General features: G+C 40.9%; 16 protein-coding genes. 7 read left to right on the forward strand and 9 right to left on the reverse strand.

Translation table 11 applies throughout. The annotated features are described in order from the left end of the window. Positions 1 to 204: 204 nt before the first annotated feature. The gene (locus AC0VYC_RS15300) at positions 205 to 1575 is read right to left on the reverse strand and encodes a S1C family serine protease (RefSeq protein WP_342499202.1); all 1371 of its coding nucleotides are present in this window, start codon (positions 1573 to 1575) and stop codon (positions 205 to 207) included. Positions 1576 to 1912: 337 nt separating this feature from the next. On the opposite strand from AC0VYC_RS15300, the gene AC0VYC_RS15305 reads away from it, so the two are divergent. Together AC0VYC_RS15305 and AC0VYC_RS15310 are read left to right on the forward strand one after the other, a co-directional pair. Beyond that, complete coding sequence (locus tag AC0VYC_RS15305; RefSeq protein WP_475388771.1) at positions 1913 to 2587, forward strand: response regulator transcription factor; 675 nt, start codon at positions 1913 to 1915, stop codon at positions 2585 to 2587. Further along, positions 2584 to 3915, forward strand: a complete 1332-nt coding sequence (locus AC0VYC_RS15310) for a HAMP domain-containing sensor histidine kinase (RefSeq protein WP_017359277.1) — start codon at positions 2584 to 2586, stop codon at positions 3913 to 3915. Before AC0VYC_RS15305 ends, AC0VYC_RS15310 begins: the two co-directional genes overlap by 4 nt. A 20-nt stretch (positions 3916 to 3935) precedes the next feature. On the opposite strand, the gene spxO is transcribed toward AC0VYC_RS15310, so the two are convergent. Continuing rightward, entirely contained in the window at positions 3936 to 4100 is a 165-nt protein-coding gene (gene spxO, locus AC0VYC_RS15315) for an anti-adapter protein SpxO (protein ID WP_096881830.1), read from the reverse strand. Between the two features lie 192 nt (positions 4101 to 4292). Between spxO and AC0VYC_RS15320 the strand changes: the two genes are divergently transcribed. Then, positions 4293 to 5171 (forward strand): TetR/AcrR family transcriptional regulator, encoded by an 879-nt coding sequence (locus AC0VYC_RS15320; RefSeq protein WP_017359276.1) that lies wholly within the window; start codon positions 4293 to 4295, stop codon positions 5169 to 5171. A gap of 113 nt (positions 5172 to 5284) precedes the next feature. Here AC0VYC_RS15320 and fumC read toward each other — a convergent pair whose 3' ends face one another. Both fumC and AC0VYC_RS15330 read right to left on the reverse strand, forming a co-directional pair. Next, positions 5285 to 6679, reverse strand: coding sequence for a class II fumarate hydratase (fumC, locus tag AC0VYC_RS15325; RefSeq protein ID WP_017359275.1), 1395 nt, complete (start codon positions 6677 to 6679; stop codon positions 5285 to 5287). Between the two features lie 87 nt (positions 6680 to 6766). Continuing rightward, a complete protein-coding gene (locus AC0VYC_RS15330; RefSeq protein WP_003213147.1) occupies positions 6767 to 6934 on the reverse strand; it encodes a YvzF family protein in 168 nt (55 codons plus the stop codon). 113 nt (positions 6935 to 7047) lie between these two features. Between AC0VYC_RS15330 and AC0VYC_RS15335 the strand changes: the two genes are divergently transcribed. From AC0VYC_RS15335 to AC0VYC_RS15350, 4 genes are read left to right on the forward strand one after another with little or no spacing between them, the layout of a single operon-like run. Then, positions 7048 to 8472: a spore germination protein gene (locus AC0VYC_RS15335; protein ID WP_475388774.1), complete on the forward strand. Its 1425-nt coding sequence runs from the start codon at positions 7048 to 7050 to the stop codon at positions 8470 to 8472. Next, a complete protein-coding gene (locus AC0VYC_RS15340) occupies positions 8459 to 9553 on the forward strand; it encodes a GerAB/ArcD/ProY family transporter (protein ID WP_008347081.1) in 1095 nt (364 codons plus the stop codon). The genes AC0VYC_RS15335 and AC0VYC_RS15340 overlap by 14 nt, the downstream gene beginning before the upstream one ends. Continuing rightward, positions 9550 to 10671, forward strand: coding sequence for a Ger(x)C family spore germination protein (locus AC0VYC_RS15345; protein ID WP_268430636.1), 1122 nt, complete (start codon positions 9550 to 9552; stop codon positions 10669 to 10671). The genes AC0VYC_RS15340 and AC0VYC_RS15345 overlap by 4 nt, the downstream gene beginning before the upstream one ends. 37 nt (positions 10672 to 10708) lie before the next feature. Further along, a complete protein-coding gene (locus AC0VYC_RS15350) occupies positions 10709 to 11077 on the forward strand; it encodes a hypothetical protein (RefSeq protein ID WP_007500307.1) in 369 nt (122 codons plus the stop codon). A gap of 42 nt (positions 11078 to 11119) precedes the next feature. Here AC0VYC_RS15350 and liaR read toward each other — a convergent pair whose 3' ends face one another. From liaR to liaH, 5 genes are all read right to left on the reverse strand, one after another. After that, positions 11120 to 11755: a two-component system response regulator LiaR gene (gene liaR / locus AC0VYC_RS15355; protein WP_007500305.1), complete on the reverse strand. Its 636-nt coding sequence runs from the start codon at positions 11753 to 11755 to the stop codon at positions 11120 to 11122. Continuing rightward, the gene (liaS, locus tag AC0VYC_RS15360) at positions 11752 to 12816 is read right to left on the reverse strand and encodes a two-component system sensor histidine kinase LiaS (RefSeq protein ID WP_475388777.1); all 1065 of its coding nucleotides are present in this window, start codon (positions 12814 to 12816) and stop codon (positions 11752 to 11754) included. Before liaS ends, liaR begins: the two co-directional genes overlap by 4 nt. Then, entirely contained in the window at positions 12813 to 13577 is a 765-nt protein-coding gene (liaF, locus tag AC0VYC_RS15365; RefSeq protein ID WP_034647740.1) for a cell wall-active antibiotics response protein LiaF, read from the reverse strand. The genes liaS and liaF overlap by 4 nt, the downstream gene beginning before the upstream one ends. 30 nt (positions 13578 to 13607) lie before the next feature. Then, positions 13608 to 14477 (reverse strand): LiaG family protein, encoded by an 870-nt coding sequence (gene liaG, locus AC0VYC_RS15370; RefSeq protein WP_045034575.1) that lies wholly within the window; start codon positions 14475 to 14477, stop codon positions 13608 to 13610. Between the two features lie 111 nt (positions 14478 to 14588). After that, the gene (liaH, locus tag AC0VYC_RS15375) at positions 14589 to 15254 is read right to left on the reverse strand and encodes a stress responsive protein LiaH (protein ID WP_427243761.1); all 666 of its coding nucleotides are present in this window, start codon (positions 15252 to 15254) and stop codon (positions 14589 to 14591) included. Between the last annotated feature and the right edge of the window lie 7 nt (positions 15255 to 15261).

Below are 15261 nucleotides of genomic sequence, written 5' to 3' on the forward strand. Positions count from 1 at the left end.
TGTAGACAAACCCTCGCATTCTTTGTCAGTCCTGCGTGCTGGTGCTCACGAATGTCAAATTCGCTCCGCGCCAGTACTCGTCCTTCCTAGACTGCAAAGGCTTTCTATCACGCTGAAAAAAAGAAGACAAAGGGCTAAAATAAAGTTCATTTTAGCCCTTTGTCAACAATCTAACAGGTGGATCGATTATCCACCTGTTTTCTTTTATTCGTTATCAGACTGCCCAAGGGTAATATCAAGATTTTTGTTCTTTCCATCACGAATGACAGTCATTGTCGTTTTATCGCCAATTTTTGTTTCTTTATAAAGGATTTCTTTCAGCTGTGAGCTGTTCGCTACATCTTTTCCTTTGAACTTGATGATGACATCTCCAGACTTCAAGCCTGCTTTTTGTGCAGGAGATCCTTTTGAAACATCTTTTACATAAATGCCTTTACCGATTTGTTTATCAAATAGGCCAAGTGTATTTTCCTGATACGTTTCAGGCACTTGCTCAAGGTCAATCATTTGTACGCCAAGGTAAGGACGTTCGACTTTTCCATTTTTCAACAGCTGATCTACGATCGGTTTTACATCGTTACTTGGGATCGCAAATCCGAGTGATTCTACTCCGCTTTCGCTAATTTTCAAACTGTTGATGCCGATGACTTGACCGTCTGTATTGATCAGCGGACCGCCACTGTTTCCAGGGTTAATGGCTGCATCTGTTTGAAGCACATTCATCTCAACAGTTCCAGATGATGTATTGGCTTCAACGGTACGATCGAGACCACTAATAATCCCTTCTGTTACTGTACCAGAGAACTGCGCACCGAGCGGGTTCCCGATTGCGATGACTTTGTCTCCAGCCCGAAGCTTAGAAGAATCTCCAAAGCTTGCAACTTTATCAATGCCGTCAGCATTTATTTCCACGACAGCTAAATCTGTCATTACGTCACTGCCGACAAGCTTCGCATCTTTTGTTTTTCCATCGTATAGTGTGACCTTTAATTTATTGGCACCCTCGACTACATGGTTATTTGTGATAATGTATGCTTTTTTGCCATCTTTTTTGAAGATGACACCAGAACCCGTTCCAGCTTCTGCTTCAGTTGAATCACCGCTAAGACCGAACGAGTTTTGTGTAGATTGATAGTTTGAAACCCCTACAATCGTCGGCTCTAAATCTTCTACCATATCAGCAACATTCGTCGCATTGGTGATTTGTTTTGTTGAGAAATTTTCAGATGAAGTCGGTTCGCTTGATGCTGTTTGGGTTTGAGTGTTTGCCGCTGTATCTTGTGACTGCGGTAAAAGCGGTGTAATGCCAAGCACAAGACCGCCTCCAATAATCCCTCCAAGAATAGGACTCAGCCATGCAGCCTTCCGTTTTTTCTCCTTTTTAGACGAACGGTCATCAATCACTTGAGGAGATTCGTTTGTCACCCTCTCCTGAGAGGCAGATGCTTCGTTTTCATGATGGTGAAAAACGAGTTCTTTCTCTTTTTCTGGTTCTTCTATTTGTTTCTCATTCTCTTGATGTGCGTGTTCTTGATCATTCATCTTTTTCTCTTCATCTTCTCTTCGGAAATCCATCGCTTGCACTCCTTTGCATCATTTTCATGAAATGCTTCATTCATATGTCTAGACAGGACTCATGTCCTCTTAATGGCAATATCATTGAAAAATTCTTTATGACAATATGTCAAATTATATAATACTTATTCATAGAAAAAAAGCAAGGTGTGCACATTGGTGAAAAGCACCTATTCATTAGCCTTTTGTCTATGCCCTTTTTTCCCTTGAGCTTATCATAAACAAACATTATGGGATAATGATGAGAAGAATATGTGAAATTGTGAAAAAAGCGTGTGATTGTTGACATGCCGCCTTTGTATCCCGTTATAATGACGTTGAGAGGATGTGGAAGACTTTGTCGTACACCATTTATTTAGTTGAAGATGAACAGAATTTAAATGAACTGTTAACCAAATATTTAGAGAGTGAAAATTGGAATGTGTCCTCTTTTTTAACCGGAGAAGCGGCACGCGAAGCAATGAACAAGCCCCCGCATCTATGGATTTTAGATATTATGCTGCCTGATACAGACGGCTACACACTCATTAAAGAAATCAAAGCAGCCTCGCCTGACGTACCAGTCATTTTTATTTCGGCACGTGATGCAGATATTGATCGTGTGCTTGGCTTAGAACTCGGGAGCAGTGATTATATTGCGAAACCCTTTCTTCCGCGCGAGCTGATCATCCGTGTGCAAAAGCTGCTGGAGCTTGTATATAAAAACAGTGACACAGTGCAGCAAAGCGTCACACCCGTTTCTTCCTATATCATTCATGAGGACGTAAGAGAGGTGTATGAAGGAGATCAGCTGATTAACTTAACGTCTAAGGAATTTGATTTGCTGCTCTTATTTACCCATCATCAAGGACATGCCTTTTCCCGGGAAGATATCCTCGTCAAGATCTGGGGGCACGATTACTTCGGGACAGATCGTGTGGTCGATGATCTTGTCAGACGGCTGCGCAAAAAAATGCCTGACTTAAAAGTCGAGACCATTTATGGATTTGGCTATAGGATGCTAAAAGGATGAAGAACAAACCACTCGCTTTTCAAATTTGGGTTGTCATCTCTGGCATTTTACTCACCATCTCGATTGTCCTGATCATTTTATTTTCAAATACATTACGCAGCTTCTTTACGAATGAAATTTATAAAAACATCGAAAACGAGCAGCAAGTGTTAACAGAATACCCTCTGAATCGAGACGGCTCACCAAAGTCGACACCAGAAAACCGCTCGGTTCAGCACATTCTGATTCCGTCAGATGAATTAAATCAAATGGCTCAGTTTTTCCCGCATGCCTTTATTGAAAAAGTGCAGTCCTTTGTTAAAAAACAAAAAAGCGCAACAAAACGCTATTCTGAAGAAGTGAATGGTCAGCATATCTTTTTTGTGATCAAAAAAGTCTCAACAGGCAATACACAATATATTCTCTTGTCATATGCACCCGATTCTTATCGAGATGACTTGTCCTTTACACTGTTTAAACAGCTGATTTTCATCTTAGGAACGGTTATTTTACTAAGCTGGATTCCATCGATTTGGCTCGCCCGCTACTTATCACGTCCAATTGTCGCGTTTGAAAAGCACGTCAAGCGCATTGCACAAGAAGACTGGGACGATCCTGTGATTGTTGACCGGCAAGATGAAATTGGCAAACTGGGGCATACGATTGAAGAAATGAGACAAAAGCTCATTCAAAAGGATGAAACAGAACGAACGCTTTTGCAAAATATATCACACGACTTAAAAACACCTGTGATGGTCATCCGCGGTTATACGCAGTCTATTAAAGATGGAATTTTCCCTAAAGGAGATCTTGAACAAACGGTGGAAGTGATTGAAGGCGAAGCGGAAAAGCTTGAGAAGAAAATCAAAGATTTGCTGTATTTAACAAAGCTTGATTATTTATCAAAACAACATCCGGCGCATTCTCCCTTCCTTGTGAGTAATACAATGCTGGAAGTGGTTGACCGTTTACGCTGGTCGAAAAATGAATTGCAGTGGAACGTGGACTTAGATGATGAGGCTGCACTTGAAGGCGATCCAGAACAATGGAGCAAACTATTTGAAAATGTATTAGAAAATCAACTTCGCTACGCAAAAAGTAAAATTGATATTCATATGAAGCAGGAAGAGGATCAAATTCGCATCGTCATTCGTAATGATGGCCCTCCAATTGAAGAACACATGCTATCCAGCCTATACGAACCTTTTAGTAAGGGAAAAAAGGGCGAATTCGGCATTGGATTAAGCATTGTCAAACGAATTCTTTCAATGCATCAAGCGTCCATATCAATTGAAAATGATGAACTAGGTGTACGCTATACGATCACTGTTCCAAAGAAGAGGCTGTAGGTTTTACACCGCAGTCTTTTTTAGATGAATGAATACCCATTGAAATCACGGTATGTGGCTTTGATTTTCTTGCCAGCTTGATACATCCATTTCTTTTCAATGGTTGTCTCTTTCGGCATTTTGACTTTTTCTACTTGAATTCCTTTTGTTTTCAAGCGTCTAATCATATCATCAATTTCTCTCATGGAACATCATCCTTTCACATTTTTTGACCGGTTGGTCACCTTACTTTATAATATAAAGAATTACACTGTAAAAAACAAGTTACAATCTGATTAATTTTTGAAAAGTTTTGTCGTTTATGACCGATAAGTCACATCTCTTTGCGCACGTTTCCTAAGACATTTGTCTCTCGGTAAGAAAGGATGACATTCATATTGAAAAAGAAAGAAAAAATGATTATTGAGGCTGGTATGAAGTTATTTGCCAGCAAAGGCTATAATACAACGTCTGTTCAGGAAATTGCAGATGAATGCCACATGTCAAAGGGTGCGTTTTACCTTTATTTCAAATCGAAAGAAGCACTGCTTATTTCGATCTTGCATTACTATTACGATAAGGTATTTACCCGGATTCACGAGGTTCAAACAGAGGGCGGCACACCTAAAGAGGCCTACCGGAAACAGCTCACTGTCTATTACGATAATATTTTGCAGCAAAAAGATTTTATTAAAATGCAGCTAAGCGACAGGGCGCTCCCATTGAACGAAGAAACACAGCAGCTCGCAAAGCAAATTCGACTTGCGACGATTCAGTTGCACATTGATAACATTAAGCAAGTGTATGGAGATGCAGCCATTCCTTATATGGCTGATCTATGTTTAACGATTGAGGGCATGAGTCACGTTTACTTTGAGCTTGCCATTTTATATGATTTTCAGCTCGAAGCAGAGGAGCTTGCCGCAACAATGATTCACCGTATCGATGATCTAATGGGCGGTATGATGAAGCGAAATGACCATCCACTCATTTCTGTGGACCAAGCAAGCGACTGGTTCGGCCCGATTTATGAACGATCATTTGACCCGCTCACAGAATCTCTATTAAAAGAATTAAGAGAGCTGGCTGAAGCACATTATGAAGTGAAAGACGAGCCAGATTTATTTGAAGCGCTTGGCATTTTAGAAAATGAGTTAAACAAACAAAAACCAAGACAAGTCATCGTCAAAGGCATGCTTTACCAATTGAAATTATACACACCGCTTCAGCCGGTCTCAGGCTCCTTATTACGCATTCTAAAAGAAGATCATTTATAAAACCCAGGGCTTGGTTGCCCTGGGTTTATGATTGTGACAAACAATCAAACTTCTTTTCTGTGATTTCAGGGAGTTTCCATAAAAAAACCAGAGGCACAGAGGCCTCTGGTGTCTTATTTTGCTTTCGGTGTCACCATTTCTTCTGGTTTCACAAACTCTTCAAACTGCTCTTCTGTTAATAGTTCTAATTGAAGTGCAGCTTCTTTTAGTGTTAATCCTTCTTTGTGCGCAAGCTTCGCAATTTTCGCTGCATTTTCATATCCGATGTGCGGGTTGAGTGCCGTCACAAGCATCAATGAATTGTTTAGGTTTTTCTCGATCGTTTCTAGGTTTGGTTCAATTCCAACGGCACACTTGTCATGGAATGAGTTCATACCGTCAGCAAGCAATTCAACCGACTGTAAGAAGTTATAGATGATGACCGGCTTAAATACGTTCAGCTCGAAGTTTCCTTGGCTTGCGGCAAAACCGATTGTTGCATCATTCCCCATGATTTGTGCGGCAATCATTGTTAAAGCTTCACTTTGAGTTGGGTTGACTTTTCCTGGCATAATGGAGCTGCCTGGCTCATTTTCAGGAATGATCAATTCACCAATTCCGCAGCGAGGACCACTTGCAAGCCATCTCACATCATTGGCAATTTTCATTAAGTCAGCTGCAAGTGCTTTAAGCGCACCGTGTGCATATGTGATTTCATCATGACTTGTCAGCGCATGGAATTTGTTTGGTGAAGAATTGAACGTTTGACCTGTTAACTGGCTGATTTCTTCTGCCACGTATTTACCAAACTCAGGATGTGCGTTAATTCCCGTACCAACAGCTGTTCCGCCAATGGCAAGTTCTCTCATTTTTTCAGTAGATTCTAAAATCATTTCTTTTGAACGATCAAGCATGTACACCCAGCCGCTAATCTCTTGGCCCACTGTAAGAGGTGTTGCATCTTGCAAATGCGTACGGCCAATTTTCACGATCTCTTGGTATGCTTTTGCTTTCTCATCAAGCGTCGCTCTTAACTGGTCAATCGCAGGCAATAGCTTTTTGTACACAGCTAAAACAGCTGCCACGTGCATAGCCGTTGGGAATGTATCATTTGAACTTTGGCTGCGGTTGACATCGTCATTCGGGTGAATGCTGAATTCACTATTTTTATCTTTCAAGTAAGCAGTTGCTCTATTTGCAACGACTTCGTTCATGTTCATGTTACTTTGTGTTCCACTTCCTGTTTGCCATACAACAAGCGGGAAATGCTCGTCATACTTTCCACTGATGATGTCATCACATACAGCAGCAATCGCTTCTGCTTTTTCACTTTCTAAGTTGCCAAGACGTTCGTTCGCAATCGCTGTGCTACGTTTCAAAATTGCAAACGCATTCACAACTTCCTTTGGCATTTTCTCAGAACCGATTTTGAAATTTTCTTTGCTTCGTTGTGTTTGTGCACCCCAGAACTTGTCCTGTGGCACCTTGATTTCGCCCATTGTATCTTTTTCGATTCTAAATTCTGTCATTATGTATCCCTCCATAGCTTCATCACTCAACTCTATTCTATACAAAAAACGAAAATCCTTTAAGCGTTTTCAATTAAAATTTTATCTTTATTTTAATTTTAGTTCAATATAAACACGAACATCTTTGGAATATTTGTATTTTGGATTTGTTTTTCCGTAATCTTTTGACGTATAAGTCACCTCATAATGCTTGTCAAACGACTGTAGAATACGGTCGATCTCCTCTTTTGTTCCTGCTAAACGAATTTGCGCCATCTTCTTTCCTCCAACACCGTGATTCTTTCATATACCACAAAATAATGTAACACAGAATATTGTTTTTTCAAGCAGGTAATGCTAAGAAAAAGAAATTGAGGTGGGTGATCCATTTGAATCAAACTCCATTGAAAGAGCACTTATACGATAATCTCTCTGTCATTCTCCCTCAGTTAAAGGACATGGATGATTTGATCCATGAGAAAAAAACATTGCCTCATGGACAGGTTGTCTACTATTTATACATTAAAGAAATGAACGAAGCGATGCAGATTCAAACCTTCTTAAAGCTGCTATTGCAAGATCATGCCTCGCTAACAAAAGAGAAGCTAGAATCCAATTTATCGATGATGACTACCCGTACGGTAAAAACCTCTGAAGAACTAGTAGATGCTATTTTTAAAGGACATTGTGTCGTACTGATTAATGGATTTCAGCACGCTTATATTTTAGAAACGCACGGAACGAAGAAACGCAATTTAGGAGATGCTACATCTGAAACCGTCGTAAGAGGACCAAAGATTGGTTTCATTGAAGATATCAACACGAACTTAGCTCTCGTCAGACAGCGTTTGAAAAACCCTGATCTCAAAACAGTAGACATGAAAATCGGCGAAAAGAAATACACCCAAGTATCGATCATGTACATTGACGGTATCGTTGAGCCCTCTGTTTTAAAAGAGGTAAAAAAGCGTCTCAAACAAGTCACCATTGATGATATACAAGACTCAGGCGTTCTTGAGGAGCTCATTGAAGACAATGTGTATTCTCCTTTTCCGCAAATTCAAAACACAGAACGGCCTGATAAAGTGGCATCTGCTTTAAACAATGGGCGCGTCGCCATCTTTGTCGATCATTCGCCTTTTATCTTAATTGTGCCTGCTTCCCTCGCGACGATTATGCAGTCACCTGATGATTATTATGAAAGATGGATCGCCGCCTCTCTTATTCGTTTGCTCCGTTTTACGTCCATCTTTCTCACATTGTTTTTATCAGCCATTTATATTGCCCTTGTGTCCTTCCATCAAGGCCTTTTGCCCACAACTTTAGCTATTTCCATCTCAAGCACACGAGAGAATGTCCCCTTTCCTCCTATTGTGGAAGCACTCATCATGGAAATGACCATTGAGCTGCTGCGAGAGGCTGGGTTAAGGCTTCCTAATCCACTTGGACAAACAATCGGACTTGTGGGCGGTGTTGTCATTGGGCAGGCAGCCGTACAAGCCCATATCGTCAGCTCCATTATGGTCATTATTGTCAGCGTCATTGCACTTGCATCCTTTACCTTTCCTCAATATGGAATGGGGATATCATTTCGTGTCCTTCGCTTTGTGTCCATGTTTACTGCAGCTGCATTCGGTTTATATGGACTTGTCCTGTTTATGCTCGTCTTACTCACTCATTTGACAAGACAAAAAAGCTTTGGCACCCCATATTTTTCACCAGATTTTGTGTTCAGTTATAAAAATGAGGACAATTCCATCATCAGATTGCCTTTGAAAAATCAAAAGAAAGGGGAACGACATGGTCAATCATAAAGAGTCGATCACAAGCTATCAGGCAAGTGCCATTATCGCCAATACCACACTAGGTGCAAGTATGATGATTCTGCCAAGATCAATGGCTCAAGCTGCGCCTACACCTGACGGCTGGATTGCACTCTTACTCATGAGTGTGATATACATTGTGTTCATTTTTGTCAATGTGCTCATGATGAAAAAGGTCTCCTTTTCTTCCTACTATGACTATACAAAAGAAGGACTTGGGAAATGGATTGGCTCACTTGCCAACCTGTTGATTATTATTTACTTTCTCGGCGTTGCCAGCTATGAAGTACGAGCCATGTCTGAGATGGTAAAATTCTTTCTACTTCAAAACACACCTGTAGCCGTGACGATGATCAGCTTTATTTTGGTTGGTTTTTACCTTGTGATTGGGGGGATTGGTGATTTTGCCCGACTGTGCCCTTTTTTTCTGATTGTCACACTCATCATCTTATTTGTAGCCTACGGACTTAGTGTACAAGAGTTTAAGCTCGATAACCTACGGCCAGTTTTAGGAGAGGGCATTTCCCCTGTTTTCAATTCCTTGAATGCTTCGGCCATTTCGTTTGTCGGCATTGAAATGATGCTTTTCATGCCTGCCTATATGAATACGCAAAAACACACTTTTGCATATGGCTCCATCGGCTTTTTGATTCCTGCGATCATCTATATTTTCACCTATATTCTTGTGGTTGGTGCGCTCACGGTGAAAGAAACGGCGACTCTGACGTGGCCGACCATTGCCTTATTTCAATCATTTGATATTCAGGGGATTTTTATTGAACGGATTGAATCCTTTTTGCTGATTGTTTGGCTTGTCCAGCTTTATACGAGCTTTGTAGGATATACGTTTTTTGCTACGATAGGAGTCATCAAATTGACTAAATTCCCTAAAAAAATCGCGCTCGCCTTGATGGGCATTGTGATCTTCTTTGCCGCTCTTTTCCCAAAAGATGTTGATACGGTCCGAGACTATTTAACCTACGTAAACAACTTGTTCTTTCTTCTATTTGGTATACTCCCGTTTCTTTTATTTATCATCGTATTTTTCAAAAGGAGGCGGAAAACAGCATGAAAAAGAAAGCGGTTCTTGCGCTCTTCTCACTGATTCTATTATGCGGGTGCTGGGATAGTACAAATATCGAGGAGCTCAACATGGCAATTGGATTTGCTGTAGATAAAGGAGATGACGGACATAAATTGAAGCTGTCTATGCAGGTGCTCGTTCCGCAAAAAATTGAGCAAGAATCAAGCGTGAAAGATCCGACGAAGATTATTGAGACAAGCGGTGATTCCATACACCAAATTTTTCGTACAACGGCCCTAAAAACACACCGCATTTTTGCTCAGCAGCTGAGGGTTTATTTGTTTTCTCAAGACCTTATCAATGAAAATAATTTCGATTTGGTCATCAATCAATTCATTCGGGACAATGAAACACGAAGAGGAAGCCTTGTCTTTATGGCCTCTGAGAAGCCTGGAGATATGCTGAAAATCAATGACGACGGCCAGCCTGCCGCTTCCACCTTATACGATATTTCTTCGAATACAAAAACGACCATTCGTATGTTCAAACCCGTTTCCTTAGGAGATATTTCTTCTGCTATGCAAAACAACGTATCTTTTGCCATTCCTAAAGTCAGTGTCAGTCAGGGCAAATTAATGCTGGATGGTGCCTCGATTATTCAGAACAAACGATTTCTCACCAACATCTCTCCTTTAGCGGTGCAGTCCTACAACCTGCTGACTGGAGATGCAACAGGCGGAGTGATTGAATTCCAATATGAACATAGCATTTATTCTTTTGAGATCTTTAAAATCAAACACAACATTGACACCCATAAAACAGCCAGTGGCAAATATGAATTTGATGTGTCAGTGGAGCTTGATGGAAGATTGTCTGAGGATTGGAATGAACGGGAAAACGCATTTAATGAAAAATATCTCCAAGAAATTGAGAAAGTCGTGGCACATCGACTTGAGGAAAATGTAAAAGATTTTATCGGGGAATTACAGCATGAGATCAAAGCAGATATTTGTGGATTTTATCAAAAAGCGAGTATTGCCTATCCGAAGGAATTCCGAAAAGAAGCAAAACATTGGGATGACATTTTCAGTGAATCGGATATTCGTTACAAGGTAAATGTGAAAATCCGTGACTTCGGGACTAAGGGCGCAACACAATCCTTATAGAGTATGTTAAAATGGTAAGAAAAAAAGGGTGTCAATCATGAAACGAGCTTTACTTTCGGCCGGCATTCTATTTTTGATTCTAGGAATACTCCTGTTAGTCGTGGTATTCATGCAATCAAAAGAAGATTTCTTCATTGAAGCCGACAGCTTTTCAAGCACATTTTTGATCGTGATTTATTATGGACAAACCCCTGCGCTCCTTCTGATTGGAGGCGGTTTATTTGTTGGACTTTCACAGATCATTGATTTGCAAGAGAAAAAAGCGGCAGTGGCAAAGGAAAGCGTCAAACTGCTTTCCGAGATGAAGAAAACCCTGGAAGACAAATCGGCCGAGGAGCAGGAGGCTTTTCCAGTTCCTGAGCTCCATCAACTATCCGAACGTCCAATCACAGGACAGAAGGACTAATTTTGCGCATGTTCCAGCAGCTTTCATTTGAAAGCTGTTTTTTTATTGAATCAGCTTATGGCGATGTGCATACACGGCTGCTTGTGTGCGGTCTTCTACATCAAGCTTGGAAAGAATGTTGGTAATATGCGTCTTGACTGTTTTGATGGTAATAAACAATTCCTCAGCAATGACCTTATTCGATTTCCCATCGGCAATCAGCTTTAATATTTCCATTTCTCTTGCGGTTAACGAATCGTGCAAAATGGACCCATTTGATGAATGGCGGAGTTTGTTCATGACCTTTCCAGCTACTTTTGATTCAAGTCTTGGTTCGCCGATACTCGCAGACCTGATGGCATCAGCAATTTCTCCTGCTTTCGATGTTTTTAAAAGATAGCTTAATGCACCAGCCTCAATAACTGGATACACTTTATCATCATCAATAAAGCTCGTCAGTACAATAATCCGAGCATCCTCTATTTCTTGACAAATTCTTTTCGTTGCTTCGATGCCATCCATGCCTTCCATAACAAGGTCCATTAAAATCACGTCTGGCTTTAATTCAACCGCTAGTTCTACACCTTTTTGTCCATCTGACGCTTCACCGATGACTTCAATATCCGCCTGTGCCTCTAAAAAAGCAGCAAGACCCATTCTCACCATTTCGTGATCGTCAATTAAAAGCACTCGAATCATCGAACGTTCTCTCCTTTTCCTTCATCAAAAATGGGAACCTTCACATCAATTTGTGTGCCTTTTCCCTCAAATGACATAATCTCTGCGACACCGCCTACTTCACTTGTTCTTTCTCGTATCGATTCAAGTCCGTAGGAAGCAGTCTTCACATGATCTGTTTGAAAACCAATCCCGTTGTCGATAATTTTCAACTGAACTTGACGGTTCCGAATAAGCAGACGTACTGTCACCTTTGTCGCCTTTGCATGCCTAAACACATTGGAAAGGGCTTCTTGCACAATTCGGAACAGATGGTCCTCCACCCCTTTAGACAGCGGAGCATCATCTTCTATTTCCCAATCAATATCAATTGGCTGCTTTGCCTGAAATTCATTGAGTAGCTCAATCAAGCCTTTTTTCAAGTCTTTTCCTTCAAGGGTGATCGGTCTTAAATGCAGAAGGAGTGCACGCATCTCATTTTGTGCATCGCCAGCCATTCGTTCCACAAGACGCATTTGCTTTAAAATCTTTTCATCCTTTTCCTTCATCCCCTCAAGAATCGCAGACGTCATCATCGAAATGGCGAATAGCTGCTGGCTGACTGCATCATGCAGCTCACGCGCTAGACGCTGACGCTCTTCTGAGACAACCGATTTTTTCATTTGAACCTGCCACTCAGCTCGCTCATTTGAGAGCTTTTGTAAGGAGGCTACTTGCCCTTCCACTCGTTTCGCCATTTCATTTAATTGATCTGCCGCCAAACCAATTTCATCATCACCTAGAGAAGGCAGTCTATAGGCAAAATTCCCATTTTCAAACTTCAAAATCGACTCTACAAGCTGATCCAGCCGCTTCTGTTGCTGATAGCCAAACACATGCCCCGCTGATACACCAATGGCGAGACTAATAATGAGTAAAATACAAAAAAACGGGATGCCGAACCACCGCGTAGACAGCAAAATCATAGGATCAAGCTGGTAATAAAAAAACATCGGGAGTGTCGTCATGATGACAACACCAAGCGAGATACCGACTGCAAGACGAACAGATTGCCACTGGATGCCTAAATGCAGTTTCCTCATAAGTACCTCACATCCACATCCCCAATCAGGAGAGAAATGGAGATTTTCACTTTTCGCTTGCTCTCATCATAATCATTTGTCATGACATACACTTTACTGCCGAACCCGCTTCTTTTTTCATCAATGATTTTCATATCACCAATTGCAGCCGAAGCACTCACACACACTTCAATATCCTGAGGTACATAAATATCGACATCTCCGATGAGCCCACTAATGACGATCGTGCTCTCTTCCTCAGCAATAATCGCCTTTGATAAGTCGATTTTGACATCGCCAATAAAACCTGAAATGGTCAAATCGCTTAATTGAAATGGTTTTTTCATCAGCCTGACTTCACCGATAAAGAAATCATGTTCTTTGCGCGGCTTTGCCTGGCTTTTTGTTTTCTTCTGATCGCCCTCTTTTTCAAGATTGACTTTCAGTGAAGGCTTTCCATCGTCTGATGATTCCTTTTTATCGACATCAAAAACAGGTTTGTTTTTCAATAAACGATAGCCCGCATAGATCAAAAAGGCAGCAAATAAATACCCAGTCAAACTAAACGTGATATTTAGTAGAAACTTCAAGAAGAGAAAGCCTGCAAAAATATAGGAAACCGAACCGAGCCAACGTTTAGATCGAGAGTGCAGCCAATAACCAGCTAGAGCAAAAAACACTGGCCAAAATAGGTCTGCCCCAATCCCAATAATTTTGAGAAAAAGATTAATACCGAAAATCACCACAATGATGCCTAAAATTTGATTTCTAGAAAAACGCAGTTGACTCGCCTCCTTCCTTTTTACGTTTGTTTACCGCAATTTTAAGTTTCCGCTTGTCATCTCAATATCGACTAAGTGTGTCCCTTTCCCATGCGTGCCGGTAAAACCTCGGCCTTCACTATCCGCTTGGTCAAAATCATACGAATGATCAATACGTCCACTCGTTTTTTTCACTTGGACTTTGAAATCTCCCTCATCTGGCAAGTTAAATTTCGCACTGCCTGATGTCATGTGAAAGTCGACTGGTGAATCAATTGTATCAAAGCTTGCTGTTAGCCTGCCGCTTGTCATGCCTAATTGCAGCTTTCCTTTTACATCTTGAATATCAGCACGACCAGAAGTGGCACCAATATCACTTTCCTTCGCATCAATATGAGACACTGAAAGTCTGCCAGAAGTCGCTTTGATTTCCACACGATTTGCTGAGAAGTTCTCAGCTGTGAGGTTTCCGCTCGTTGATTTGAGCGTCACATCTTGAAGAGACAGCTTTCCTTCGCCATTTACTTCGCTCACGCCGATTCCACCTGTTATTTTCACATCTTTATGATAATCTGTTGGAATTTTGACTAAGAGTTCTCCTTTTTCAAATGCAGAGAAAAACAAAAATCCTTTATTTTCAGCACGGACTTTGAATGTTCCGCCTGTTTGTTCCGCATACATTTTCCCTTTTCCATTCACAACCATCACAGAAATATCCGAACGATCTTCCGGCTTCACCTTGATGCGAAATCCAGAAAGAGAGATATCTAATTGTTCAACCTCATCCTTTTTCGCTGAAGCTGTTGTGACCGCTTTATCACGAGAAAAGCTCAAATGAAAGAGATCTCCATTTTTGAAAAGCATCCCAATCATCAAAAAAACACCAACAAGTATACAAATTAGACCAATGAACCGTTTCATTTATATCATCCCTTTATCCTTTGACCTTTTTATTATAAGGAAAAGCGAAACAGAAAGAAATCAAATAACGGAAGAAAAATCCTGTTTTTCTTCCGTTTTGACACATTCCCATTAGTTTGCCGGCTGTTTCTCAAGCTGCTTTGATCGCTTAAGCTTTTGCCATTCCTTTTCAACCTCATCAGCGTAATCAAGATGAGCATATGCACCCTGATCGCCAAATTGTGCATAACTGCCCGCTTTTGTCTCCATTTCCTCTATACGGTTCTCCATGCGTAGAAATTCTTTATAAGCACTTTCACTATCAACCTTATTCATAGATTCATTCATATACTGCTTTGCCTGTGCGGCATTGGCTCTTGCAATCAGCGCTTGCTTCTTGTCTTTAACATCACGCAGCTTTGTTTCTAGATGCTGCAACTGTTCTTTCAGCTCTTTCAGCTGTTTAACAGATTGCTGATAGGCTTCTTGATATTCGTTGTGCTTTTCTTCAAAATACTTCATTTCAGTCAGTGCTTTCCGTGCAAGTTCTTCTTCTCCTGCATGAAACGCCAGCTCCGCCTGTTTCTTTCGCTTATCAGCAAATGCTTCTGTTTCTTCTGCTTTTCTCAAGAAACCTTGCTGAATGGTTTGCTGTTTGATAATCGCATGCTTCGCTTTGGCAATATCGTCCTCCATATCACGAACATATTGATTCAGCATGACACGCGGATTCTCCAATTTATCTAAGCCTTCATTGACTGTTGCAACAAACATATCACGTACTCTTCTTAATACCATTTCATAT

It is taken from the genome of Bacillus sp. iso_77 (assembly GCF_056173625.1).